The organism is Pseudarthrobacter sp. SSS035 (assembly GCF_023273875.1).
Classification (GTDB): domain Bacteria; phylum Actinomycetota; class Actinomycetes; order Actinomycetales; family Micrococcaceae; genus Arthrobacter.
This window is the reverse complement of sequence record NZ_CP096882.1, coordinates 4716566-4742972: the sequence shown is the minus strand read 5'-3', so window position 1 is coordinate 4742972 and position 26407 is coordinate 4716566. Positions and strand designations below refer to the sequence as shown.

At 62.0% G+C, this 26407-nt stretch carries 23 protein-coding genes and 2 pseudogenes; 17 read left to right on the top strand and 8 right to left on the bottom strand.

Going from position 1 to position 26407, the window contains the following annotated elements; genetic code table 11:
* Window positions 1–25 precede the first annotated feature (25 nt).
* The 6 genes from MUN23_RS22070 (at window position 26) to MUN23_RS22045 (ending at window position 6023) form a co-directional block, all read left to right on the top strand.
* Window positions 26–1081, top strand: coding sequence for a zinc-binding alcohol dehydrogenase (locus tag MUN23_RS22070; RefSeq protein WP_248761177.1), 1056 nt, complete (start codon window positions 26–28; stop codon window positions 1079–1081).
* Between the two features lie 80 nt (window positions 1082–1161).
* Complete coding sequence (locus tag MUN23_RS22065; RefSeq protein ID WP_248761175.1) at window positions 1162–1959, top strand: sugar phosphate isomerase/epimerase family protein; 798 nt, start codon at window positions 1162–1164, stop codon at window positions 1957–1959.
* A gap of 8 nt (window positions 1960–1967) precedes the next feature.
* Window positions 1968–3242 (top strand): hypothetical protein, encoded by a 1275-nt coding sequence (locus tag MUN23_RS22060; RefSeq protein ID WP_248761173.1) that lies wholly within the window; start codon window positions 1968–1970, stop codon window positions 3240–3242.
* Window positions 3243–3246: 4 nt separating this feature from the next.
* On the top strand, window positions 3247–4071 hold the full coding sequence (locus tag MUN23_RS22055) for a ThuA domain-containing protein (protein ID WP_248761171.1): 825 nt from the start codon (window positions 3247–3249) through the stop codon (window positions 4069–4071).
* Between the two features lie 214 nt (window positions 4072–4285).
* Window positions 4286–4789 carry a hypothetical protein gene (locus MUN23_RS22050; RefSeq protein WP_248761170.1) on the top strand — a complete coding sequence of 168 codons (504 nt, stop codon included), beginning with the start codon at window positions 4286–4288 and terminating at the stop codon, window positions 4787–4789.
* 265 nt (window positions 4790–5054) lie between these two features.
* Window positions 5055–6023: an aldo/keto reductase gene (locus MUN23_RS22045; RefSeq protein ID WP_248764175.1), complete on the top strand. Its 969-nt coding sequence runs from the start codon at window positions 5055–5057 to the stop codon at window positions 6021–6023.
* A 451-nt stretch (window positions 6024–6474) separates the two neighbouring features.
* Here MUN23_RS22045 and istB (MUN23_RS22040) read toward each other — a convergent pair whose 3' ends face one another.
* The 5 genes and pseudogenes from istB (MUN23_RS22040) to MUN23_RS23530 form a co-directional block, all read right to left on the bottom strand.
* Complete coding sequence (gene istB, locus MUN23_RS22040; protein ID WP_248761168.1) at window positions 6475–7233, bottom strand: IS21-like element helper ATPase IstB; 759 nt, start codon at window positions 7231–7233, stop codon at window positions 6475–6477.
* Window positions 7230–8471, bottom strand: coding sequence for an IS21 family transposase (gene istA, locus MUN23_RS22035; protein ID WP_248761167.1), 1242 nt, complete (start codon window positions 8469–8471; stop codon window positions 7230–7232). Before istA (MUN23_RS22035) ends, istB (MUN23_RS22040) begins: the two co-directional genes overlap by 4 nt.
* 394 nt (window positions 8472–8865) lie before the next feature.
* Window positions 8866–9121 (bottom strand): annotated as a pseudogene (locus MUN23_RS22030) (IS110 family transposase); the annotation flags it as partial.
* Between the two features lie 141 nt (window positions 9122–9262).
* Entirely contained in the window at window positions 9263–9958 is a 696-nt protein-coding gene (locus tag MUN23_RS22025) for a FadR/GntR family transcriptional regulator (protein WP_248761165.1), read from the bottom strand.
* A gap of 73 nt (window positions 9959–10031) precedes the next feature.
* Window positions 10032–10166, bottom strand: a complete 135-nt coding sequence (locus tag MUN23_RS23530) for a hypothetical protein (RefSeq protein ID WP_256468757.1) — start codon at window positions 10164–10166, stop codon at window positions 10032–10034.
* Between MUN23_RS23530 and MUN23_RS22020 the strand changes: the two genes are divergently transcribed.
* The 11 genes from MUN23_RS22020 to MUN23_RS21970 all read left to right on the top strand — a co-directional run bounded on the left by MUN23_RS22020 (window position 10155) and on the right by MUN23_RS21970 (window position 23101).
* On the top strand, window positions 10155–11033 hold the full coding sequence (locus MUN23_RS22020) for an SMP-30/gluconolactonase/LRE family protein (protein ID WP_256468755.1): 879 nt from the start codon (window positions 10155–10157) through the stop codon (window positions 11031–11033). The genes MUN23_RS23530 and MUN23_RS22020 overlap by 12 nt on opposite strands.
* A gap of 143 nt (window positions 11034–11176) precedes the next feature.
* A complete protein-coding gene (locus MUN23_RS22015) occupies window positions 11177–12295 on the top strand; it encodes an enolase C-terminal domain-like protein (protein ID WP_248761163.1) in 1119 nt (372 codons plus the stop codon).
* Entirely contained in the window at window positions 12192–13340 is a 1149-nt protein-coding gene (locus MUN23_RS22010; RefSeq protein WP_248761151.1) for a Gfo/Idh/MocA family protein, read from the top strand. The genes MUN23_RS22015 and MUN23_RS22010 overlap by 104 nt, the downstream gene beginning before the upstream one ends.
* Window positions 13330–14256, top strand: a complete 927-nt coding sequence (locus tag MUN23_RS22005) for a hypothetical protein (RefSeq protein ID WP_248761149.1) — start codon at window positions 13330–13332, stop codon at window positions 14254–14256. Before MUN23_RS22010 ends, MUN23_RS22005 begins: the two co-directional genes overlap by 11 nt.
* 129 nt (window positions 14257–14385) lie before the next feature.
* Window positions 14386–16548 (top strand): alpha-galactosidase, encoded by a 2163-nt coding sequence (locus MUN23_RS22000; protein ID WP_248761147.1) that lies wholly within the window; start codon window positions 14386–14388, stop codon window positions 16546–16548.
* Between the two features lie 121 nt (window positions 16549–16669).
* A complete protein-coding gene (locus tag MUN23_RS21995) occupies window positions 16670–17962 on the top strand; it encodes an ABC transporter substrate-binding protein (RefSeq protein ID WP_248761146.1) in 1293 nt (430 codons plus the stop codon).
* Between the two features lies 1 nt (window position 17963).
* Window positions 17964–18887 (top strand): carbohydrate ABC transporter permease, encoded by a 924-nt coding sequence (locus MUN23_RS21990; protein ID WP_248761145.1) that lies wholly within the window; start codon window positions 17964–17966, stop codon window positions 18885–18887.
* Window positions 18884–19795, top strand: coding sequence for a carbohydrate ABC transporter permease (locus MUN23_RS21985; RefSeq protein WP_248761144.1), 912 nt, complete (start codon window positions 18884–18886; stop codon window positions 19793–19795). The genes MUN23_RS21990 and MUN23_RS21985 overlap by 4 nt, the downstream gene beginning before the upstream one ends.
* Window positions 19796–19873: 78 nt before the next feature.
* Window positions 19874–20779, top strand: a complete 906-nt coding sequence (locus tag MUN23_RS21980; protein WP_248761143.1) for a sugar kinase — start codon at window positions 19874–19876, stop codon at window positions 20777–20779.
* Window positions 20780–20927: 148 nt separating this feature from the next.
* Window positions 20928–21578, top strand: coding sequence for a bifunctional 4-hydroxy-2-oxoglutarate aldolase/2-dehydro-3-deoxy-phosphogluconate aldolase (locus MUN23_RS21975; RefSeq protein WP_248761142.1), 651 nt, complete (start codon window positions 20928–20930; stop codon window positions 21576–21578).
* 509 nt (window positions 21579–22087) lie between these two features.
* Window positions 22088–23101 (top strand): aldo/keto reductase, encoded by a 1014-nt coding sequence (locus MUN23_RS21970; RefSeq protein WP_305886574.1) that lies wholly within the window; start codon window positions 22088–22090, stop codon window positions 23099–23101.
* 20 nt (window positions 23102–23121) lie between these two features.
* Here MUN23_RS21970 and MUN23_RS21965 read toward each other — a convergent pair.
* From MUN23_RS21965 to istA (MUN23_RS21955), 3 genes and pseudogenes are all read right to left on the bottom strand, one after another.
* A pseudogene (locus MUN23_RS21965) lies at window positions 23122–23916 on the bottom strand (IS982 family transposase); the annotation flags it as partial.
* 87 nt (window positions 23917–24003) lie between these two features.
* The gene (gene istB / locus MUN23_RS21960; protein ID WP_248761141.1) at window positions 24004–24735 is read right to left on the bottom strand and encodes an IS21-like element helper ATPase IstB; all 732 of its coding nucleotides are present in this window, start codon (window positions 24733–24735) and stop codon (window positions 24004–24006) included.
* Complete coding sequence (gene istA / locus MUN23_RS21955; RefSeq protein ID WP_248761139.1) at window positions 24732–26198, bottom strand: IS21 family transposase; 1467 nt, start codon at window positions 26196–26198, stop codon at window positions 24732–24734. Before istA (MUN23_RS21955) ends, istB (MUN23_RS21960) begins: the two co-directional genes overlap by 4 nt.
* Window positions 26199–26407: the final 209 nt, after the last annotated feature.

Genomic DNA, 26407 nt, shown 5'->3' with positions numbered 1-26407 from the left:
CAAGGAGATCTTCAATATGGGTTCCATGGTCAGTTTCACTTCGCCCCGGGTCGCAGAGGTAATCAGCGAACCCGACCCGCCCCTGGGAAGCCAGGAGGTGCGGCTGCGGACACTGTTCACCGGCATCTCCGCAGGTACCGAGCTGACGTCGTACCGCGGCACCAGCCCCTACCTGAGCAAGCAGTGGAACAAAGAGCACAAACTCTTCGTCGATGGCACTTCCTCACTTAGCTATCCGTTGGACGGCGTGGGCTACGAAGAGGTCGGAGAGGTGGTAGAGATTGGCGCCGACGTCACCAACGTCGCAGTGGGAGACCGCATCTGGGGCATCTGGGGCCACAGGACATCCACCGTACAGACCGAGGAATACGCTGCGGCGCGGATTTTGGACCGCGACGCCGACCCCCGGATCGGCATTTTTTCCCACATCGGGGCCGTTGCGCTGAACGTTGTCCTCGATGCAGACATCCACATCGGTGAAACCGTCGCGGTGTTCGGCCTGGGCGTTCCCGGCCAAATCGTCGCCCAGCTGGCACGACTCAACGGCGCCCGTGTCATAGCCGTCGACGGCATCGAACAGCGCCGTCAGCTGGCCAAGGACCTTGGCGCTGACGTCGTCCTGGACCCGTCAGATGGCGACACCGCCACAAAAATCCGGGAACTTACCGGAGGCCGGGGCGCGGACGTCTGTCTGGAGATTTCGGGAAACTACCGTGCGCTGCATGAGGCGATCCGCTCGGTGGCCTATAGCTCGCGCGTCTGTGCCGCGGGGTTTCTGCAGGGCGACGGCGTGGGCCTGCGCCTGGGTGAGGAATTCCATATGAACCGCGTCCAGGTTGTCTCATCCCAGATTTCAGGGCCGGCACCATCGCTGCAGCACCGCTGGGACAGGTACCGGCTGAACAGGACCGTCATCGATCTCGGAGTCTCAGGCCGGCTCAAGCTGACAGAGCTCATTTCCCACACCATACCGCTGGAAGAAGCCGCACGGGCATTCGAGATGCTGGACGGGAATCCCCGGGATGCCCTCCAGGTGGTCTTGAGCTGTGATGGGGCAGAGCCAGGGCCCGGAGCATCGTGATGCGGCCGCGGCACGCGTGCAGCGGGCATCCCGGATGCCGGAAAACAATTTCAAGCACCCAACGATTCTTGGAGAAATAAATGAATATGATCTGCGTGCAGGAACAGCACCTGCCGGGCGAGTCCATGGAGGAGAAGTGGGATATCGCGCAGGAGTGGGGCTTCGATGGCATCGAGCTGCGCGGCAAGGGGGACTTCGGATTCCGGGAGCGGCTGCCCGAACTGCGGAGGGCGGCAGCGAGGGGAATCCCCATGCCGACAGTCTGCGTCGAGATGATGCATTTCATCGGCGCGTTCGACGCCGAACAACGCCAGGACGCGATTGTGCAGATGAAATCGCTGTTGGACGTCATGGCGGAAATCGGCGGGCGGGGAGCGATGACGCCGGCCTCGTACGGGATGTTTTCGGATCGGCTTCCTCCTTTCGTCTCTCCGCGCAGCACCGAAGAGGACCGGAAGGTCCTCATTGACGGGCTGGGCCAGGTAGGAGCCCACGCCGCTACCCTGGGGGTGGAACTGTACCTGGAACCGCTGAACCGGTATGAAAATCACATGGTCCGCCGGCTGGACGACGCCGTCTCCCTGATCAAGGAGATTGGCCTCGATTCCGTGAAGGTCGCTGCAGACACCTATCACATGAACATCGAGGAAGCAGACCCTGCCGCAGCACTGCTGGCCGCCGGACCCTACATCGGACACGTCCAGGCCAGTGACTCCAACCGTCTGGAACCGGGCTCGGGCCACATCGATTGGGCACTATTCGGCTCCACGATCCGCGCCATCGGCTATGACGGGCCCATTGCCCTGGAGAGCCGGTTGTCGGGCCCGGCACAGGACGTCCTGCCGGCGAGCCCGGTCCTGCTGCGGCGGTTCCTATGAACGATGCGGTGTCCTCTGCCGCAACGGCCGTGCTGGTGCAGAACTGGAGAGGCCGCCACACGGTACCGGCGGGCGGCCTCTACCCCCACCAGTGGAGTTGGGACTCGGCCTTCATCGCCATCGGCCTGCGGCACATTTCCCCTCGCCGCGCCCAGCAGGAACTGGACTCCCTGTTCAGTGCCCAATGGGATGACGGGCGGCTCCCGCAGATCGTCTTCGACCCGGCACGGGACGATTATTCTCCCGGTGCTGCGTTTTGGCGTAGCGACCGCATTCCCGGATCCCCTGGCGTTCCCACAGCAGGGCTGGTGCAGCCGCCAAACCATGCCTGGGCCACGCTTTTGGTCCATCAGGCTGACCCCGTGGAGTCCCGCCGGCGCCGTTTCTTGGAACGAGCCTACCCGCGTCTCGTGGCCTGGCATCAGTACCTGTACACACGCCGCCGCTCGCTCGCGTCCGGTCTGGCCGCCGTGGTGCATCCGTGGGAGAGCGGGATGGACAATTCACCCTACTGGGACGCGCCTTTGGAAAACGTGGCCGGATCTTTCGGACAGGACATCCCGCGTCCGGACCTGGAGCACGCCGACGCAACGGAACGTCCTTCGAACAGGGAATACGACAAGTACCTTTACATTGCGGCGACGTACCGTGATGCCGACTGCGACGATTCGGACAAAGCTTGCCCATTTCGTGTCGAAGACCCAGCCTTCAACGCTCTCTGGGCACGATCCGAGCTTGCCTTGGCAGTCATCGCCGACGAACTGGGCTGTGTTCCCGCGTACGACCATCCCGGGCGCGCCCGGGACATCGCGGTAGCCCTCGAGTCGCTGTGGGACGCGGATCTCGGCACCTATGTTGCCCGCGACGCCATAACGTGGGACACACAGAAATACAGAACGGTATCCGGCCTCCTGCCGCTGCTGTTGCCGGGAATAGGCCACGGGGACGAGCTGGAAGCACTCTTGCGCGGCCCGCACTTCGGGCTCGGGGAGTCCCGCCTCGTCCCAAGCCACGACCTCCTCGCTCCGACGTTCGACTCATCGAGGTACTGGCGCGGACCGTCCTGGTTCAACACCGCATGGCTGCTGGTGGAAGCGCTGAATACCCGCGGAGCCACAGCAGACGCTCATGCCCTCGCAGAGTCCCTGGCCGAGATCGCCGGCAACAATGACTTCCCTGAATACGTCGACCCGCACACCGGCGAACCCCATGGAACCCGTCTCTTCAGCTGGACAGCCGCACTGTGCCTGGACCTGCAAAACCGACTTCTCGAAGGAGACTGACAGCATGACATCCACCGCAACACCGCTCCGGATCACGGTGTGGAACGAGTACGTGCACGAGACTTCGCAGCCGGAGATCGCAGCGATCTACCCCCACGGCATCCACGGGGCAATCGCCGAAGGCCTCGGGACGGTTCTCGGATCCCGGGCCGAAATCCGGACCGCCACCCTGGCAGATCCCGAGCATGGTCTGACGGATGACGTCCTGGCCAATACCGATGTCCTCCTGTGGTGGGGACACCGGGCCCACGACCAGGTATCTGACAGTGTGGTCGAAAGGGTGCAACGCCACGTCCTCGCCGGCATGGGCCTGATAGTGCTGCACTCAGGACACTTTTCCAAGATCTTCATCCGCTTGATGGGTACCACCTGCTCGCTGCAGTGGCGCAACGACGGCGACCGCGAACTGGTCTGGACGACAGCCCCCCACCACCCCATCGCCGCCGGGATTGATGTGCCTATCGTCATCGAAGGGCACGAAACCTACGGCGAATTCTTCGACATCCCAACCCCCGATGAGCTCGTTTTCATTAGTTCCTTCGAGGGAGGAGAGGTCTTCCGCTCCGGCGTCACGTTCACCCGCGGCAACGGAAAGATCTTCTACTTCAGCCCGGGCGATCAGAACTACCCCATCTACTACCGTCAGCAGATCCGGCAAGTCCTGGCCAACGCCGTCCAGTGGGCAGCACCCGCCAGGGCTCGCTCGCTGCCCTCTCCCGTGCATACCACCCGCATGGCGCAACCTGGCCGGCACATCGGTTCGGAATTCACTTCGGTACCGAACCCGGCCATCCGTCGGATGGTCGCAGGCCACGATCTCTTGGAGTGAACCGGCACCAAGCCGTGCCGACGTCGAAGGCCCGCTGCTCTGGCACTGGCGCGGAACAGACATTGGGCGAGGCAGACCCACCTCGTCGACGTCCGCCTGCACTCGATCCACCTCAACCGTCCCGATAACCATGCACTGGCAGGAATCGAACGACATGCTTCGGCCCACATCCTCCGTTAGGGACACTCCTCCAGCCCAGAATATGGTCGTCGGAATGGACGGCAAGAGGCCGCCTTGGAACGTCGCGGACGATTCCGATGCTGCTGGCGTTGCCATGTCTTCTGTGAGGCAGGGCATGGAAACAGCGGGCAGCACTCATGCGATTATCCGGCACCATGTCGAGAATCTTCTTTCAGCCTTCGCACTGGCCATATCCACCCGTGACGAGGACCTCATGGGCGAACTGATTCGGGGTGTGGACATCCGGTTTGGGCGGGACATCCACTCAAGCACGGACCCCGGTCCTGAGGGGATAATCGACCGGTTCGAAGACCGAAGACGGAGCACGGTCCAAACCGTCAGCAACATCGGGGTCAAACTCTCGGGAAGCCGCGCACACTATGTGGCCACCTTCCAGGACTGGGATCTTGAATCGGAACCCACATGCACGTCCATCGGTTCCTACGAGGGACGCCTGATCGCCGGACCACAAGTCTGGAGATGGACAGAACACGCGATCACGTGGAAGGGCAGAAGAGTTGGGTCGCGATATGGGTGACCGATCTCCGCGGAGTATGTCTGGCTCACGTCGTCGAGAAACCTCATAGCAGATGAGTGACATTTCCTGTCTTGCCTTCGCCTGCTGAGATGCGCCGGGGGTGAATACTGGCGCCTGGATGACGCCATCGAATAATAGCGGACTGCCCCCTGGCCAGCCGGCTCTTGACGAGACCCGTCGCACCGAAGCTCGAAATGAACCGACTAGAGAAAGCCCGCAAGTGACTTCCACGGATTTTATCCCCGCAGACAACCGATACGACACCATGACCTACCGCCGCGCCGGACGCAGCGGGCTGAAACTGCCTGCCCTTTCCCTCGGGCTATGGCAAAATTTCGGCCACACACGCACCTTGGAGACACAGCGGGCCATCGTGCGGCGCGCCTTCGATCTCGGCGTCACGCACTTTGACCTGGCCAACAGGTACGGCCCGCCGCACGGATCCGCAGAACGGACGTTCGGCCAGCTACTCGCGCACGACTTGAAACCCTACCGGGACGAAATTATCGTCTCCACGAAAGCCGGCCATGCCATGCACAACGGCCCCTACGGTGATGGGGGATCCCGCAAGCACATCCTGTCATCCCTGAACGCCAGCCTGAACCGCATGGGCCTGGACTACGTCGACATCTTCTACAGCCACCGGCCAGACCACGACACCCCCATTGAAGAAACGATGGGAGCACTGGCCACGGCCGTCCAGCAAGGCAAGGCCCTGTACGTGGGCATCTCGAACTACACGCCGGAACAGACCAGGGCCGCCGCCGAAGCGCTGGCCGTGCACAAGGTGCCGCTGTTGATCCACCAGCCGAGCTACTCCATGTTCAACCGCCACATCGAAGCCGGCCTGCTGGCGGTGCTGGACGAGGTGGGTGCGGGGAGCATCGTCTTCTCCCCGCTAGCGCAGGGTCTGCTCACGGATCGCTACTTCGATGGCACCATCCCGACCGGCTCCCGGGCATCCGCCGGCCATCTCTTCACCGACGGCCGGGTCGGTGAAACCTATCTCGGCCGTGCACGGGCCCTCAACGACATCGCCAGCGGCCGCGGCCAGACACTGGCCCAGCTGGCCCTGACCTGGGTCCTGCGCCACCCCCAAGTAACCTCGGCCCTGATCGGCGCAAGCTCGGTCGCCCAGCTGGAACAAAACGTCGCCGCGCTGGAAGCACCGGTCCTCTCGATTGAGGAGATCATCGCCATCGATGAGCATGCCGTCGCCGGAACGGGGCGTTGACAGTCCTGCGACGGCTAGGAAGCCGGAGCGCCCGAGCTGAATACACGAGCGCCTGCCCCAGAGCGGCCACCTCCAGCGAGCCAGCACTCGAACACTTGGCTACCTGCAACTGATGGGTTGGAGGGGATGCCTTCTGAAGATGCTCTCCAGAGACCTTCAAGCAGCCCTTCTTGGCAAGCCAGGACTTTCCCTACGCAACTGACAGTACATGCGCGCCTTTGCCGGAGCCTGGGCGGAGGCTCCGATGCCCCAGCAGGGAGTTGCTGAGTTACCTTGGGGGCACCTCACGATACCTCTCGACAAAGTCAAGGATCCGGAACTCAGACAACGACTGCTCGATCAGGACCTGCGGCACGGCTGGTCGGGTCCAGAGCTGATGGCGAGAGTGTTAACGCCAACCGAAAATAGGGCCAATAGTGCCAATTGAAAACGGGGCCACGGGGTTGTGGTTCTATTGTGCCGTACTGGCGTCGGGTTGGTGTCTTTTGATCCGGTAGCTGTTGCCTTTGAGGCTGATGACGTCGGCGTGGTGGACGATCCGGTCGATCATGGCCGAGGCGATGGTCAGGTCCCCGAAGACATCGCCCCAGCGGGCGAACGGGAGATTGGACGTCAGAATCATGGACGCGTGTTCGTAGCGGCTGGAGACAAGCTGGAAGAACAGGTTCGCCGCGTCCTGGTCAAACGGGATATAGCCTACTTCGTCGACCACCAGGAGGCTGTAGCGGCGGAGTTTGACCAGTTCCTGGGCGAGTTTCCCGCGGGAATGGGCTTCCTGGAGGCGGGCGACCCAGCCGGTGGCGGAGTCGAAGAGAACCCGGTGCCCGGCCTTGGCTGCCTTGATACCGATGCCGACCGCGAGGTGCGTTTTGCCCGTGCCGGGCGGCCCGAGCAGGACCACGTTTTTGGCCTCGGAGAGGAACACCCCGGTGCCCAGGTGAACGATGAGGTTCCGGTCCGCGGAGGGCTGATGCTCGAAGTTGAACTCCTCCAGATCCTTGTGGGCCGGGAACCTCGCGGCCTTGATCCGGGTCGCGGCTCCGGAGGCTTCGCGTTCGGAAACTTCCCGGGAGAGGACCGCGGCCAGATACTCCTCATGGGACCAGCCGGCGTCCCGGGCCTGGTCCCCGAGGCGGCGGAACCCGTCGCTGATCCGCGGTGCGCGCAGGGCCCGGGCGTAGTACTCGATCTGTGACGGCGTCCCGGTCATGACGCCACCTCCAGAAGGGTCGGCTGTTGGCCGAGATCGATGCCGAAGATCTCGTCATAGGCGGCCAGGTCCCGCACCTGCACCGCTTCCTCGGGTTCGGGGCGGTGCACCCTTTGGGTCCGGAAGTCCCGGCGCATCACCGCCGCGCGGGCAACGTGGGCCGGATCAGTCACCACCAGATGCCGGGCCCATGCCCGGACATGGGTGGCGATGATGACACCCTCATGGGTGACCCAGACGGTGTCCAGATCAGCGATGACATCAACGATCCGACCAATGAACGAAGGGTCAACGGAATAGTCGTTGGAGAACACCCGCACGTAGTAATCCCGCGGCAGCCGCACCGCGTTGCGGAACACCGCCTCCGGGGTCACCGGCGGCAGTTCCCGCATCCTTTCCCGGTCCAGGACGATCAGCTCGTCCGGGCGGCCGTGGCGGGACCGCGAGTACCGGTGATTGGCCTTGGGCAGCCAGTCCTCCAGCTGGCCGTTGAAATCCGCTGGGGAACGGAAGTCCCGGCCCGGCATGAAGCGTTGCCGGAAGAACCTGTTCATCCGCTCGACCATGCCCTTGGACTCCGGATCCCGCGGCGGAAGCAGCTTGATCTCCAACCCCAGGGACCCGGCGAACGCGGCCACCGGCTCCGTGGGCCGGCGCCTGCCGATGCCTGACTCGTTGTCCCACAACAGCCGCGACGGAACCGCCTGCGCGTCCTGCAGCAGAGTCCACATTCCGCCCAGAAGGTCCGGCGTCGTCCGCGACGGCAGCATCCGCGCCTGGATGAAACCCGAGAACGCCGAAGTCATCACCAGCACCGGGGGCGTGTCATTCTGGCCCTCACCGACGGGCAGCGGCTCGTGCGGGAACCAGAGATCGCACTGGACCTGGAAACCCGGCTCGTGGACAAGGCGGTCGGCCGGGTCCGGCGGGGCGTATTCAGGCCGGATCGCGGCGACCTTCGCCCGGAACAAAGACGCGGAACCGGACCAGCCCACCCGCTCCGCGAGCGTCGCGGCCGGCATCGTCGGCGTCTTCACCAACAACTCCCGCACCCTGGGAGCAAACGCATCAAAACTCGACACTCCGGCCGCCCGCTGATACTTCGGTGCCCGGTCCGACTCCAGCGCCCGGTCCACCGTTCCGCGGGAAACCCCCACGATCCTGCCGATCTCACGCTTCGAGTGCTTACCCGTCGAAAACAGGTGGCGTATCTCCGCCCAATCATCCAAATTGATCACCTTCCATAATGGTCGGTGGCCCTATTTTCAGTTGGCGTTCCTGGCCCTATTTTCGGTTGGCGTTAACACGAGAGTTTGGGGACTGAAATCAGACACTCCGGAATCATTCCGGCAGCCCGTGAATTCAGGGACCTGGCCCGCATGACGGGTATGACGAGAGCCAAACGGCGAAGTGCCCGGCCCGTATTCGCGGTCGGGGACGTCTCCGCAACCATTCCGAACTCACGTTCGATCTCGACGTATGACCGACTCGGCAGTGATGAGATACTGGCGGCTGCCAACGCTTCAGGGCTCAAAGCGACCAGAAGCTCAGCTGCCGCTCCGATCCGGCTCCGTCGTGCATGGGCGGAGGGCTCCGGGGGTCGGTCAGGTCCGCAGCCAGCAGGTCTCTCCACGGGCCAAGGACAGGATCCAGTGCCGGTAGATCTCGGTCAGCAGGCCGCGGATCCTCTGCGGTGGCCTGTTTGGCCAGGTCGTCATCGAAGCCGCAGAGCATGGCTGTCATGGAGGGCAGCGTGCGGTATGGTCCGGGCAGCTTCGGCGATGGCCGCTTCATCACGGGTAGAGCCACCCGACGATGACACCGCCGCTGGGGCGACCGCGACGGGGAGCGCTCCGATCGTGGCCGGCTGATCGATGACCAACAGGACAGCGATCCAATGGCCGCCGTAGAGGGGGACGACAGTGCCTTTCTGGGCGCGAATGCGCGGCCACTGCCGGCTCACCAGGGGATCCGTGATGGTGCTCGGAGCGCCTATGCAACCTGCTGCCAGTGAACGCCCGAGGAGCATCTAATGAGAGCCGTTGGCATACCCCGGCATGGCGGCGTCGAAATGTGCAGCCATGCTGCGCCGCGCAGCGGCTGCATCCCCGGAAACGATCGCCGTGACAATGGCTTCGTGATCGCGCAGCGATGCACACCGGTATTCTTCGTTCTCCTCCGGAGTGCGCCGAGTGATTTCCGTGGCGATGACGTCAACAAGACTCATCAGAATGACTTTGAGTGCACGGTTGCCGGACAATTCAGCAATCGCCAGGTGGAGCGCAAGGTCGGCTTCGACAATCGCCTCGCGTCTTTTGGCGCCCCGCAAGGTGGCGAGAGCTGGTTCGAGCGCCAATGCCCGGGAGTGCTCGCCCAGATTCAGGGCCGCGAGTGCCGCGGATTCCAATTCGAGGGCGGCACGGCATACCAGAAAGTCAGATGGCGGTATATTCTCCTGCCGGCCATGCATCGTCAGAATTTCGGCCAGAATATCCGCTCCGGGCAAGGCTACAACGGGCTCCCGTCCCTGGCGGCGTGACAACGCTCCCCGACCTGCGAGTTGTGCGACCGCTTCGCGGATAACGACGGTGCTGACGTCAAAGCGCTTTGCCAGTTCGCCGGCTGGCGGTAGAGGATCTCCTGTTGACATCTCATCGTCAACGATGATCTTCAACAGCGCCTCACTCACCTGGTCGGTGAGGGTGCGACGAGAAACAACTGACATATTGGACCTCCGATTGGCTGTTTCTAGCATATAGTAGAAGTTGCTAAGTTGCTATGTGCGCTCATGTGGATGCCTACACGGCTTTGGTCACCATATGATGCGAGGAAGGATTCGCTCCACGTTGGAATACCTTGATCACACCGAGCCTGTCGTTGGCAGCCACGAACCGGGCAGGCTTGAGGTCCTTGGGGGCCCGATCTGTCTTCATGGCGAATCTCCCACCTGGGATCCCGTGGATTCGATGCTGCATTGGGTGGATATTACAGCTGGAATCGTCCACCACTGGGGTTTGGACACTATTTATTCATCCGACGCATTCCAGACGGAGATCACGGCAATTAGTCCTCACGCCTCAGGAGGACTCATAGCGGCCACCAGGGACGGCTTCGCGCATCTGTACGAGGGCCGACTTCATCGCCTATCCGGAGTCATAGCGGACCAGCCCCGGCTGAGGATGAACGATGGCGCCTGTGATGGAGCCGGCAGGTTTTTGGCTGGGTCCATGTCTTATGGAGCAGAACCTGATGCCGGGGCGCTTTATCGGCTGGATCTCGATCAGCAAGTCGAGAAGATCATTGAGCCCGTATCCATCCCGAACGGAATCGACTGGAATGCAGACGGTACCTTGATGTACTTCACGGACTCCGCCACTGGTCTCATCAAGGGCTACGACTATGACGTCGACACGGGCATCCTCGGCAGCCAGCGAACGGTTCTCGATCTGTCAGACGCCGCAGGTGAGCCGGATGGGCTGACCGTTGATGCAGAGGGAAATCTCTGGATCGCCATGTGGGACGGCTGGGAGGTGCGTTGCTACAGCCCTGAAGGGGACCTGCTGTACCAGCTACCCGTGCCTGTCCAGCGTCCGACCAGCGTCGCCTTCGCGGGACACTCCTTGACGGAGCTGTATATTACCACTTCCCGGTACGGGCTCTCCGCCGAAGCCCTGGCTGCTCAACCGGCAGCCGGAAGGCTTCTTCGTTACCGCCCGGGCGTTGCGGGCCGTAACCCCACTCTTTGCCGGGTACAACTAACCACTTTTCCGACTACCGAGGAACTTGAACCATGCGAATAGCCGCCATTGAACTGTTTGCCCTGCGCGAGCCCCGAAACGATCAGCCACGCTCGTGGTGGAGCACGACGCCGCTGGATATCCTGCACGATCCCCGAGACTCCAGGCTTGGTCGTAGGCAGCCGGGAGCTGAACACGGCGATCCAATGACGAATATCATTGTGGCCGTCCACGCTGAGGACGGTACCTATGGTCTTGGCACTGTCGGTGTAGGCTCTCCGGTGGCGATGAGCGTGATCGCCCACCATCTCGCGGACCTGATGATTGGCGCGGATGTATTTGACCTTGAGCGAAACTGGCAGACCCTCTATCGAAACACCATTGCCCTGGGTCGCAAAGGCATCGTAATGGAAGCCATCAGTGCACTCGATATTGCCCTATGGGATATCCAGGGCAAGCTTCTGGGGCAACCGGTCTACAATCTTCTGGGCGGAAAGGTCAGGCCCCGGATGCGAGCCTACGCCAGTGAACTGTACGCCCGCCACGATCTCGAGAGCCTCCATGCGGAAGCCTCCGCGCACATCGCAAGTGGCTTCAGCGCAGTAAAGATGCGCTTTGGGTACGGACCGGCAGACGGGCGCGCCGGCATGCGGGCCAACCGGGATTTGGTCCGTACCGTGCGCGAGGCCGTCGGCGACGACGTCGACATTGCAGCAGAGGCCTACATGGGCTGGGACACCTCATACGCAATTTCGATGATCAACATGCTCGACGATATCGGACTGGCATGGGTCGAAGAACCGGTTCTCCCCGATCACCGGGAAAGCTACGCCTACATCCGCAGCCGGGTTGGCGTTCCAATTTCCGGAGGTGAACACGAGTTCACCCTTGCTGGATTCCACGACATGCTCAAGGCCGGCGCCGTCGACATTCTGCAGCCGGACGTCAACCGGATGGGAGGCATCACAGAAGCGCGCAAAGTGTGGGCGCTGGCTGAGGCATATGACATTCCGGTCATCCCGCACTCCAACCAGGCTCACAACGCCCACCTCATCATCAGCAGCTACGGCAGCCCCCTGATCGAGGTCTTTCCCGAAGACGGCATACGCTCCGGATACAACTTCTACCACCAGTTCTTCGAAGGAGAGCCGCGACCCAGCCAGGGCCACGTGGAACTGGGAGATTCACCCGGACTGGGCCTTTCGCTCGTACCCTCGGTGATTGCCGGCCATCTGGTCCAGCGCCGCCTTTTCGGTGCCACTGATGTTGACCTGCTGGCGGGGCAGTCTCCAGTACACGCTTTCGTCGCTGCGGGCGCAAAGTGATCCGGAAGGCTGCGGTAGCCACAGCTTCTCGGGTTGGACTCAGCCGCTCGGGAAAGGAAATCCATTGCGGATCGCTTTAATTGGAGCAGGCCGGGTGGCAGCCACCCACGCGGCGGTGCTGCGTCGGACGCCAGGTGTGGACGTCATTGCTGTCGCGGACCCGCGGGGCGAAGCGGCACATCAGCTGGCCGCCGAATTCGGCGCCGGCGCCTTTACTTCACTGGCCCAGGTACTGGACTCCGTCCCGGTGGATGCGGTCGACATCATGGTGCCGCACAACCTCCACCATAGCCTCGCCAAAGAAGCACTCAATGCGGGCGTCCACGTATTCATGGACAAGCCGATTGCAAGCACCGTCCCTCAGGCACGCGAGTTGTGCGACATCGCCCGCCGCAAGGATCGCGTTCTCGCAATCTGCCATAACCTTCTGTTTCATCCTGCCCTGCAGCGAACTGTTGAGGTGATAGAGACCGGAATGCTGGGCCGCGTTACCAGCGCAACTGCCTGGTCCTCAGGATGGCTTGACCTGGCTCCCTGGGATTTCCGGCTCGACAAAGACGCGACGGGCGGAGGCGCGTGGGTCGACGGCGCCCCGCACCTGGTCTACGTGCTCGAGGCGTGCCTGGGACAAATAGAGAAACTGCAGGCCATCTTGCCACAGTCATCCTCGCGCCTCGGGGCCGAAGACACCGCCGTGGGACAGGCCCTTTTCAACTCCGGCGCCGTCGCCACCATTTCCGTCGGATATTCGGATTGCCCTTCCGGCCCCGATACCGACTGGCCGGAAGGATGGCGTCTTGGCGTGAACCTGATCGGCACGGAAGGCCGTCTGGCCCTGGATTTCCTTCCCCGCGCCCAGCTCACGTGGCAGACCAAGGGACAGGCAGAGCGGCTCGAACCACTGTGGAACGTTCCCTTCGACGCCGGCTTCGAAGGCGCGTTCAGCGACTTCGCAGCGGCCGTGAAAGGAGAATCGACTCTACGAGTCCGCCCGGAAGATTCGCTACGGAATCTAGAGCTCATCAAGTCAGCAAATGACCAATGACAACGAACTCCCGGGCCTGGAATGGGTCCACTCCAGGCTACTGACACTTGGCATCGATGCTGGCCGCGGCGGACGCATAGTCTCCCTGATCGACCGGGTCACCGGACGGGAGTGGCTCGTTCAACCCAAATCGACGGGGGAGGACGTGGGCTATGGCGCGAGCTTCACACGGCGGCACATCTACGGCTGGGACGAAATGCTACCCACTATTGACGCCTGCAGCCTGGGAGGGGTCGACATCCCTGACCACGGGGAGGTGTGGGCGGTCCCCTGGTTCCGGAGGCGCCCCCGCCACGCCAACGGACTGCACCTGGCAGTGGACACTACGACCATGCAACTCACACTAAGCCGCGAAGCATGGCCACTTGGGGACACTATTGTTCTCGACTACGAGCTTCACAACCGCGGTGATCATCCACAGCCGTTCTTGTGGGCGGCGCACCCCCAGTTCCAAGTCGGCAGGCACGCCGAAGTAAGCCTTTTCACAGACCCGGTCGGATGCAACGTTGTCTCCCCCCGCGGTGCATCAGGTCCCCGCGCCTGGAGGGATGTTCTGGACGAGGCCGGGCGATTGAACAAGGGCTCGCACCTAAAGGTCTGGATGGAAGGACCGGCCCACGGTGGCGCCGTCACGGTCCAGGATGCAGGGAGCATGCTGAGAATGCAATGGCAGGGTCAGCATCTGCGGCACCTGGCCATCCTCTGGGACAACGGCGAGTTCTCCAGCCAGCGCGTGCTGGCTATCGAACCGGCGAACGCAGGACATGACGCCCTGTCAGCAGCCATCGATGCGGACGACGTGGTGACGCTGCCGGCAGGTGAGAGTCTTCGATGGAGCATCGAGTTATCCGCCTCGGGTGAACACCTATCCGGAACAGCGGGACTCCCAACCCCTACGGTCCCGGCCACCTATTGATTTCCAAACTGCACGGCAGAACCATTGACACCCATTGTTAACAACTTCTACTATAAGTAGTGAAGATGGATGGACCACTCTGCACAGCGAGGTCCCTACTTAGCACTCTCCCTAGCAACGAAGGAAAAGATGTTGCCCCCGATTCGATATATTGCCGAATGTCAGGCTTGGCTTCTCGGCAACGAAAACTTCTCCTATGCCTTCGGACTGGATCCGGCAGGAGTACATCTGAAACACCTCTACTGGGGCTCGCCCATCGATGTAGCCGACGTTGTCGCCCTGGCCTCGGATCCGCGGGACTGGTGGTCTAACGCGGCCGACACTATTGACATGCGACAGCCGGCAGCGCAGTGGCGCGGATTCGAGTCTGCTCCGAGAGCCTTCACGGAGGAGATCGTCGCGCAGGGTGGATTCCGCTTTGATGAACCGTCACTCGCGATGACAGACAGCGACGGAACCCCTGGCCTCTTGTTGACGTATTCCGGCCATGAAATCCTCGACGACTCAGGCGAAACACGTCTCACTGTAACGCTGCGCGACACACGGGCCGGCATTCGGGTCGAGCTGCACTACGCAGTACACCAGCGCTCCGCCGCCCTGGCTCGTTGGATGAGCCTGCATAACGAAGGGGAGCGCCCCGCCCACGTCGATCGCGCGGCGTCGGCAGCCTGGGCACTGCCCTCGTACCGAGACTTCAGCGTCCGAAACTTCTACGGCCATGTCCAGGGTGAATTCCAGCTCGAAGACAACCCCGTCGTCCACGGAACCCGCAGCATCGGATCACGCACCGGCACCAGCGGCCACAGGGGCACCCCCTGGACCGCGGTCCACGAGATGGCCGGCGAGGATCACGGCGAAGTCTGGTCGATTGCACTCGCCCATACAGGTTCCTGGCGTATCGCCACCCAGCTCAGCGACGAACACGGCCTACACATCGTCCCTGGAGTTGCCGACGAGGAAATGCGATGCCGCCTTGACCCCGGGGACACTCTCGAAACCCCCCGAAGCCTCGGCGTCTATTCGGAGAGAGGATTCGCGCACCTGAGCCAGCTGTGGCACCAGCATGTAACCGGAGTCATTGCGTCCGAGCGTCGCCGCCCCCTGCCGGTCATGTACAACTCCTGGTTTGCTCTGAAGTTTGACGTGGACCATGACTCGTTGCTGGAACAGGCAAGACTTGCGGCCGAATTCGGAGCCGAAGTCTTCGTCATTGATGACGGCTGGTTCCAAGGACGCGATAACGACCACGGCGGACTCGGTAACTGGATCCCCGACGAACGCGCGTTCCCGGAGGGAATGGCGGCGCTGCGTCGCGATCTGGGGGAGCTGGACATGGAACTGGGGCTCTGGGTCGAGCCTGAGATGTGCACACCAGAGAGCGAAGTCTTCCGAAACCACCCGGAATGGGTCCATGGAACGGAAGGCCGGTTCTGGCAGACTCACCGCCATCAGCACATTCTCGACCTTGGGCAGGAGGCCGTGCAGGCATGGGTGATCGACAAGGTGTCCCACGTCATCGATGACTCCGGTTGCACGTACATTGTCTGGGACATGAACCGCCCCGTGCCCCTTGGGCAAACGGTACCTGGTTCGTCTACCCGGCAGAGCCACGCAGAGGGCTTGATGGCCGTGCTCCGCGCCCTCAACAAACGATACCCCCACGTCACATGGCAGTCCTGCTCTGGAGGGGGCGGGCGCTCTGATCTCGGCATCATGTCATCGATGAGCCTGACGTGGATCAGCGACAATACAGATGCACACGACCGGGCATCCATGATCAGCTCGGCCTCCCATGTGCTGCCCGTGGGTTCACTGGTCCACTGGGTGACAGACCCGGCGGCCAAGAGTCCAAATTCGGATCTGTTGCAACAAACCCAGGCCCTCTCCACACGATTCCACACCGCCATGAACGGCGTTCTTGGCGTGAGCGCGGATCTTCGGCTCTGGAGTCCCGACGAGCTGCAGGAAGCCGCGGAACTGGTTCGCCAGTACAAAGGGATAAGGCATCTCATCGCCGACGGACTCCTGTACCGGCTCCCGGTTTCACGCGATGCCCTGGCGTGCGCGTATGTGGCCGAGGACGCCTCAGCGGCAGCAGTGATCATTGTCGCCCGACCCGCTCGCTTCGGCGAGGCCAGCGTACGTGTCCGACTCCGCGGCCTGGACCCGGACGCGCTTTACTCGGTCACCGAACAAGGGACCCGTTCAGGCCGGATCCTTATGCAGCACGGGCTCATTCTGGACGGGACCAGGAACTCATCGTGGATTATCACCCTGACAGCTCAGCACTGATCGCACCCACCGGGACGGAAATTCTTTGTCGCCAACCAGACAACGGACCTCGGCCGCGCCCGTCTAAGACGAACCCACGAACCACACCGATCACAATAGTAACCACGACAAGGATGTCAGTATGAAAAAGATCCAGATGTTGCCGATTGCGGCCTGCGCTGCGGCACTGACCCTCGCCCTCACCGCTTGTACCGGTGCAGCCCCAACGCCGAGCGGTGATGGCAAGGCCAAAGAAATCCGCTATCTGATTGCGCAGCCGGAGACGACTGAGCAATTGGAGCTGATCAAGACCGATATGAAAAACTTTGAGGAAGTGTCTGGCATCAGCGTCAAGCTGGATGTCCTTCCGAACGACAATCTTCAAACCATCCTTCAGACCCAGCTGCAATCGGGAGATGGTCCGGATGTTTTCGACTACGGGACTGGTCCGGGGTTCGCCGGCATCCTGGCGGATGCCGGCCTGCTCTATGATCTGACCGACGCGTACAAGACTCGGGACTGGAAGATCTACGATTTCGCTAAGAGCCGGGCTACGTTTAGCGGAAAAACGTTCGGTGTGCCCGCGAACGTTGAAGAAGTAGGTGTCTTCTACAACAAGGACATCTTCTCGAAACTCGGATTGTCGGAACCCCGCAATCTCGATGACTTGAAGAAATCGGCTGCAAAAATCAAGGATGCCGGGATTATTCCATTCGCTGTCAGCGATAAGGAGGGATGGCAGGGCGGGCATCTGTTGAGCATGGCGTTGTCCAGCCGGGCCGGGTCCAAGGGCATGAGCGATCTGCTTAATGGAACTACCCCATGGACGTCCCCGGATGTGGTTGCCGCGCTCGAGACCTGGAATGACCTCAATAAGAGTGCGTATCTGCCACCCTCACCGGCAGCGGTTGCTTACGACGCTGCCAACACCCTGTTCTATTCAGGGAAGGCTGCCATGAACCCGACCGGCGGTTGGCTGGTATCGGGCATCGAAAAGAACGCCAACTTTGACGCCGGCTTCATGCCTTTCCCGTCCGAGAGCGACGAAGGCATCTTCAGCGGCGGTCTCGGGTCCGGTACCTTCGTCTCCGCTAAGACAACCAAGGTCGACGCAGCGTTGAAGTTCCTTGACTACCTGCAGTCAGCAGAACGAGGCCGCTGGCAGGTGGAGAATCTGCACACCATTCCGGCGTTTCCCGTCGATACCAACGGAATCAAGGCTTCGCCGCTCTTTGCCCAGGTCATTTCAGGGACGACCGAAATTACCAAGGGAACGGGAGAATTTGGATACAACATCGATGTCCTGACCACTGAGTCCTTCAACAAGGTCATGTGGGATGGTTTCCAGGGGTTGTTGACCGGGCAGAAGTCGTCCGAGCAGGTGGCCCAGGAGCTCCAGACGGCGTTCGAGAAGTCTGCCGCAGAAAGCAAATGAGATGACTTCGACTATCTTGTCGACGACGCCGGCGGTGACCAGGCGGGCGCAGACCCGCCTGGGCATCGCCCTCATCACCCCGCTGATGATTTTGGTTCTCGTGTTCTTTGTCCTGCCTCTCGGCAGCGCGATCTACTATTCGTTTGTTGACTTCGACGGCATTAATCCGAACCCTTCCTTCGTGGGGCTGGATAACTACTCCCGGATGTTCACTGATCCCGAGGTCTGGCACGCCCTGAGCAACAATGCGATCTGGATCGTCATCGGCACCGTGGGCCCGCTGGCCATCGGCCTGATCCTGGCACTGCTTCTTTGGTCGGTCAGGCGGGGGAATATGTTCTATCGCCTGGCGTTCTTCCTGCCCTACGTGCTGCCGGGCATCGCGATCGGCATTGTCTGGGGTTGGATCTACGACCCGCTCAACGGATGGCTGAACAAGGCACTTCAGGGCATGGGTTTCGGTCATCTGGCCACGGGTTGGCTCGGAGACCCAAACACGGCACTCTACGCCGTGCTGGCGACAGCGATCTGGGCGTCGACCGGTTTCGTGCTGATTATTTTCCTGTCGGCCCTGCGGAACGTTGACACCGAGCTCGTCGATGCCTCCCGTTTGGATGGCGCAAATGCCGCCCAGCGCCTGTGGTACATCATTCTCCCGCAGATCATGCCGGTCTTCCTCATGGTTACCACGATCACCCTGGTCGGCGGCTTCAGCGTCTTCGACATCATCTTCATCATGACCGGCGGGGGCCCCGCCAACGCCACGAACGTGATGGGCACCTACGCATACAGCAGCGCCTTCAAGGTCAGCGACATCAGCTACGGGACGACCCTGGCCCTGCTCATTACGGCGCTCTCGGTTCCCTGCGCGGTGCTGTTGAACCGGCTGCAACGACGACTCTCACTGCAAGGAACAGGCGCATGAGCGACATCACAGTATCGGAGCGCGACAGGCTTCAACTGGCCGGGGCGCTGGACCGGCCGGCTCCGGCGGAGAACGACACAACCCCGCGCCGGAAGGCCGGACTGGCGGGGAAGCATGCCCTGCTGATCGTGCTGGCGCTGATTTCTTTGTTCCCCGTCATCCTGATCGTCTCCACGGCGCTGAAGACCGAAGCGGACGTGCGCGTGGACCCGTTCGCGCTGTTCTCCTCCTTCTCCATGGAGAACATCACGACGGCCTGGACGGAAGGACACTTCGGCGAGTATTTGGGCAACAGCCTGCTGCTTACCGTTCCCAGTACCCTTCTGGTCGTGGCACTGTCCACGATGGCCGGATACACCTTCGCCCGGCTGCCCTTCCGGGGACGGTCCGTGGCGTTCTACCTGGTGGTGCTGGGCCTGCTGGTCCCCTTTTTCACCTACATGATCCCGCTGTACTTCCAGCTGCGCGGCCTTGCACTGCTGGACACGCTCGGCGGCGCGATCCTGATCCTGACCTCCACAGGCGTCTCATTCGGAACGTTCTTCATGCGGGCGTTCTTCTCCGACCTCCCCACAGAACTGGAACAGGCAGCTAGGGTCGACGGATGCTCTGAATGGCAGATTTTCACCAGGGTCATGCTTCCCCTGGTCGGTTCGGGCGCATCGGCCCTGGGCGTCTTCACGTTCCTGCAGAACTGGAACAACTTCCTGATCCCGCTGCTCTACCTGCCGGGCGGTGAATTCCGGCCCCTGACAACGGGGCTGTACCAGTTCACCGGCGGCCGGTCCATCGACGTAGGCCCGCTGGCCGCCGGCACCCTGATCACAATCCTGCCCGTCATCGTCCTCTTCCTGGTCATGCAACGCCAGGTCGCCGCCGGCTTCATCTCCGGCGCCGTCAAAGGCTGACAACACCAGTCACACAACCCTGCTACGCCATTTGTCCGGAGGTCTTTTGACCGAAGTATCGCTACGAACAGAGAGACTGTGCTGAAAACACTTGACGTTTTGTGCTTGGGGGAGACGATGATTCTCGTCAGTCCTACGGAACCAACACCGCTGGTCGAAGCCGAGCTTTTTCAATTATCTGCCGGCGGTGCGGAGTCAACAGTTGCCATGTATATGGCCGAGCTCGGCTACGCCACGGCATGGGCCGGAGTACTCGGCAGTGATCCCCTCGGGGTCCGCATAGTGGAGACTCTGGAAAAACATGGGGTAGACACGACATTTGTCACGTACAGCAAGACGGCTCCGACCGGCGTCTATTTCAAGAATCCGGGAGCGGCTTCTCCAAAGGTCCACTACTACCGCAAAGGATCCGCTGCTTCCTATATGCATGCTGGTCTATTGGATTCGCTGCCGCTGGAATCAGTTCGACTGGTTCATGCCAGCGGCGTCACGGCCGGGTTGTCCTCCACCTGCCGGGTACTAATGGAGTCGTTGGCATCGCGCCTGAGAGACTCGCCGGCCTCCTTCTCTTTCGATGTGAACTACCGGCCTGGAATATGGGGGGTCGAAGAAGCCGCCCCGGTCCTGCTTTCCTTGGCCCGCGCGGCCGATTACGTCTTTGTAGGCCGCGACGAAGCGCAGATACTTTGGAACACGACTACGGCTCAGTCGGTGCTGGAACACATTCGCCCCCGTGGGACGCTCATCGTCAAGGACGGATCCGTCGGCGCAGTGGAATTTTCCTCCGCCGGGGAAGTTTTTGTCCCGTCACCCCGGATTGAAGTTGTGGAAGAAGTGGGGGCGGGTGACGCCTTTGCTGCGGGATATCTTGCCGCTCGTATGAGCGGTGGTACAGCAGAAAAAGCACTGACCAACGGCCATATGCTGGCGGCCCGCACCCTGCGGAGCACCAGCGACTTCGTGCCATGCGTAAAACCTCAGTGAACGGGCACTGCTCTGCCCACCGGAGAGATCCCAGACAATCGAACCGGCAAACAATGGCTGCAGCCGTTTGGAAGCGATTGACATCCGCTAACCAGCGTCCGTCACACTTCGCTGACCAATACAACCGCGAATTACCAAAGGATTTTCGATGACCCTTCTCAAAGCATCGTTTGATGACCTATTTGCTGGCGCCCCGGTCATGGTGATTTTACGTGGCCATAGCGTTGAGCGAACGGTTGAACTTGCTACCTCGGCATGGGACCTGGGAATCGTAGCAGTGGAAATACCTATCCAGGATGAGACGGCCGTGGAAGCGCTGAGAAGCTCGGTCGAGGCTGGCCGAGCGCGCGGAATGCTTGTGGGAGCCGGCACTGTTATCAGCCCCGAGCATGTACGCCAAGCTGCCGAAGCGGGAGCCAGTTTCACCGTGAGCCCGGGACTCGACGTCGAAATCGCGCAGCTTTCATTGGAGAACGGACTGCCCACAATGCCGGGCGTTGCCACTGCGTCTGATATTCAGCTTGCCCTGCGCCTCGGATTGACCTGGATGAAGGCTTTTCCAGCGGCCCAACTCGGTTCCTCCTGGTTCAAATCCATGAATGGTCCTTTCCCGATGGCGAAATTCGTAGCGACCGGCGGGGTGTCAACGGAAAATGCCAGGGAATTCCTGGCTGCCGGTGCCCAGGTAGTCGCCCTTAGCTCAGCAGTCTCCGACTTTGGATCGCGTCAGGAAACCGCTGAGTTTCTTCAGCAACATGCCAGGGGGCTAGGGAACCGGCGGCGAACGACGGATCGTTAGCGGCTCTTCACGGGATGGGCGAAAATGGTCTGTCGAAGTGGTTGTTCGCGCCGCAAGTAACCTCAACCGGTGCCGGCGGGGAACCCGCCGCCCCTGATGTTCCCGCCGGCGTCGGCTACTACCTGCCGGTATAACCGCCTGCGCCGCCCATCCCGCGCCTCTTTCTCTCCGATTCTGCCCGAACGGCTTCACGACCACAACGACACCGCGGGGTGTGACAGCTTCCACCCGGGACCGCCCGTGGCAGTCCCCCCGTCGTGTGCCCCATCTATCCCGAAATTTCGCCGACTTCGACGGCGTAGGTGACCGGAGCAGCATCCTCCAACGTCTCGACAACCTGGAAAAGCCCGGCGGCGGACAAGCCCCCTCGACATCAGTCCGTTCGACATGCTCACGGCCGACTGGTCCGTGCGAGCCAGCCCCAGTAAGCCACTGGGCCAGATTTTCGGCCCTCCCATGACCAGACAACGACACACGTAATCCACCGACCAGACAACAGAGAGCCACCAATGACATCCAATGACTACGTAGCTGCGGCCAGCCGCTACGACACCATGACCTACCACCGCACCGGACGCAGCGGGTTGAAGCTGCCCGCACTGTCCCTGGGACTTTGGCAAAACTTCGGAGATACCCGCGCCGTGGAAACACAGCGCGCCATAGTTCGCCGCGCCTTCGACCTTGGCGTCACCCACTTTGATCTGGCCAACAACTACGGTCCGCCACCCGGATCCGCGGAACAGAACTTCGGCCACCTCTACGCGCAGGATCTGAAACCGTACCGGGATGAAATAATTGTCTCCACGAAGGCCGGCCATGCCATGCACAACGGCCCCTACGGTGATGGGGGATCCCGGAAGTACCTGCTGTCCTCCCTGGACGCCAGCCTGAACAGGATGGGCCTGGACTACGTCGATATTTTCTATCACCACCGGCCGGACTCCGATACCCCCCTTGAAGAGTCCATGGGGGCCCTGGCCACCGCCGTCCAGCAGGGCAAGGCCCTGTACGTGGGCATTTCCAACTACACCCCGGAGCAGACCAGGGCCGCCGCCGCCGCACTGGCAGAGTACAAGGTGCCGCTGCTGATCCACCAGCCGAGGTACTCCATGTTCAACCGCCACGTTGAAGACGGGCTCCTTCCCGTCCTGGACGAGGTAGGGGCAGGTAGCATCGTCTTCTCCCCGCTGGCGCAGGGGCTGCTCACGGACCGCTATCTCGAGGGCACCGTCCCGGCCGAATCCCGCGCAGCCAGCAGCCAGTTCTTCCTCGAAGACCGGGTGGATGAGACCTACCTCTCCCGTGCCCGGGCGCTGAATGAGATCGCACGGGGCCGCGGCCAGACATTGGCCCAGCTGGCCCTGACCTGGGTTCTGCGCCACCCCCAGGTAACCTCAGCCCTGATCGGCGCAAGCTCAGTAGCCCAGCTGGAACAGAACGTCGCCGCGCTGGGCGCCCCGGAACTCTCAACCGAAGAGATCAGCGCCATCGATGAATATGCCGTAGACGGAACCGGCCGCTAGATGATTAATTCCTATTGGATTCAGTGGTCGTAGGCGATCAGGGAGCGCTTGCGGGGCGCGTCGATCCGCCAGTTGTGCCAGATTCCGGCCGCGAGGGCCAAGAGTCGGGCAGCGACGCGGGCTTTGACGCCTTCAAGGGTGCGCCCGCCGTGGTCTTCGAGGCTGAGCTGGCCTTTGAGGGTATCGAAGACTGACTCGATCCATTGCCGGATGCCGCCGAGTTTGCCGAAGCGTGGCTTCTCGTCCTTGCGGTCAGGCCTGATGAGGTGGGCGCCGAGGTCTTCGGTGATGAACCGTTCGAAGTCTTTGCCGGCGAAGCCTTTGTCGCCCAGGATGACCTGGCCGGCGCGGACGAGATGATGGTCCTTTTCCAGCAGGGCCTGGGTGACTTCGCGTTCCCCGATTTTCGGGTTCGCCAGGCCCCAGATGACCGGCATTCCTTCAGGGGTGCTGATCAGGTACAGGCGGAAGCCCCAGAAGTAGCGGGAATGAGAAGCGCAGTAGCCGTAGCCGGCATGCCCGGCGAGATCGCTGCGTTTGACGGTTTCCCGTGACATCCCGCAGGGCAGCGGGGTGGAATCGACCAGCCGGAGCACGTCATGCCAAGACGGGGTGTCTTTGGCCAAGGCCGTGATCGTCGCCGAAATCAGTGTCCCGGCCGCCCGGAGCCGTTTGTTGTAGCCCGGCTGTTGCGGGATGGACGGGAACATGCCGGTCAGGTGCGTCCGGGCGTACCGGATCCACCTGGTTTCGGAGGAGTATCCGAGCAGTTGCTGCGCCACCGCCAGGCAGAGCAGCTCCGCATCCGACAGACTGGTGTGTTTCGTCAACTTTAAGTAGGCCATTTCAGCGCTAAGAATCAGGCCACCTCGGCACGTTTCCAGGCCATTTCAGCTATTTGGTTATTTCATCAGGGCATTTTTGACCCGGTAGGACTCACCACGGAACTGCAGGAGCCGTCCGTGGTGCACCAGCCGGTCGATGACGGCCGCGGCCATGTTGTCGTCCCCGAACACCGTTCCCCAGCGGGAAAATTCGAGGTTGGTGGTGATGATGAGGCTGCGTTTTTCGTAGCCGTCGGCGATGACTTGGAACAGGAGCCTGGCTCCTTCGGTGTCGATCGGCAAATAACCCAGTTCATCAATGGCGATCAGCTGGTTTTTGGCCAGGGATGCGAGCTTTTTGTCCAGCCGGTCCTCGTCCTTGGCTCTGCGCAGCATCATGACCAGGGCGGAGGTGGTGAAGAAGCGGGCTGGGATGCCTTGTCGGCAGGCGGCTGCCACCAGGGCGGTGGCCATGTGAGTTTTGCCGGTGCCGACATCCCCGTAGAGGACCAGGTCCTGGGCCCGGGTGATGAACTCCAGGGATTCGAGGGGTTCGCGGCCGTAGTCCTCGGGGAACCTGACACTGGTGTAGTCGAATCCCGTGAGTGTTTTCATGGCCGGTAGCCTCGCGGATTTCAGCAACCGCTGGCGGCGTGATTCCTGCCGGGATTCGTGTTCGGCCAGCAGCACCCCGTGCAGGTATTCGCGCTGTTTCGGGGTGCCTTTCTCGGCCCATTCGGTCAACACGCTGCCGGTCAGTGAGGCATGTTTGCCCGCTTCGAGGATGTCTTGGACGGTGATCGGATTCATGCGACTTCTCCGGTGCTCGTGTTCAGGGTGGTGAAGGTGTCATAGACGCTTAAGTCCACGTTGGCGGCGGCCGGTTCGGTGCCGTGGGCCAGTCGGCGGGCGAGCATCCCCAGGGCTGCCATGTCCGGAGTGTCCCCGCGCCGGATCAGCGTGTCGGCGGCGGCCATCGCGACGTCGAAACCGGCGGACCCGGTCGCGGCATCGACAGCGTTGAGCAGGCGTCGACGGTCCGTGGGCGCCGCGGCATCGAGCCAGTCGCGGACCGGGTCGGTGACCAGGGCCCGCAACGGGGAATGGCTCCAGGCGCCGGGCTTGGTCACCAGCAGCGGAACCAGGGACGCGGGGTCGAAGATCGTTGTCGCCTGCCGGCCGAACACCCGGTCAAAGGACCGGATCGGCTCGGAGTGCTCATCGAGGATCTGCACCACGTCGTGGCGCAGCCCCACGGTGAGCATCCGCCCATGGAAGGATGGCCCGGCGGCGTAGGTGTTCCCGTCAATGAGCAGGTTCCCGGTCTTATCGGCCTTGCGCGATTCGTAGCGCACCGGGTCGAACCCGACCCCGGGCAACGCCAGGGACGATGCGATGTCGTGGGTGAACAGCTCGCCCAAGGGCAAACCTTTGCGGTAATGCGTGGTGGTGGCCAGCGCATCGCACCGGGCCATGAGCACCTCGTTCAAGGCCTGCAGGCTGGAGGCCGCGGGTTCGGGAACCATGAGGTTACGGCGCAGGAACCCGACCGCGTTTTCCACGTTGCCCTTTTCATGACCCGAGTACGGGGTGCAGTAGCGGGATTCGGAGCGGTAGTGAAGCTTGAACGCGCCGAACAGCTTCGTCTCCACGACCTTGGTGCCGACCCGGCGTCCGATTCCGGTGGCGTTGTCAAAGACCATGTGCCTCGGTGCGGCCCCGATGTGCTCGAAGACCTTCCGCAAACCGTGGCAGACGCATTCGGCGGTCTCGCCGCGGTATGCCTGGACGAAGCGCATGTTCGAGAACGGGAAGGTCACCACCAGGAGGTGCAGGACCTGCCGGATCCCGGCGATGATGGCCTCTGCCTGACCGAAGTCGACCTGCGCGGTCCCGGCGGGCCACACCAACTCGGTAAAACCTTCATCAGCGATCCTGTTGCGGGCCGTCCATTTCTTCACGAACCGCTGCACCGGGGAATACGTGCCGGTGAAACCATGCTCATCCACGAGCCGGTCAAAGACGCGTTTGGCCGTAGGCCGCTGCTTGCGGTTCCGGCGCTGGTCCTCGCCGAGCCACGCTTCGATAATGTGCTCGAACCCGGTGAGCACCGAGGCCCCGTGCCGGGCCAGCGGCGCCGGCGGTTCCGGGGAGTAGTTCTCCTGATCGGCGTACTTGGTCACCGAGGACCGGCTAACGCCCAGCCTGCGGGCGATCTCGCGGCCCGGGACTCCCTGGGAATCGAGTCTTCTGATATTTTCTTGTACGGACATGGGTACCGTCATCTGCTTTCCAGCCCTTCCGGCGCACACGCTTCGCAATGGCAGCGCCGTAAGGAACCTATCTGGGGGTGGCGGGCCCATGTCCCTGACACTCTGGGAAGGGCACCGGCCACCCGGTGATCTCTATCCAGGCAAGCCCCCCGAAACCATGATTTCGGGAAAAACTGGCCTGATTCTTACCGCTCTTTTGGCCTGAAACG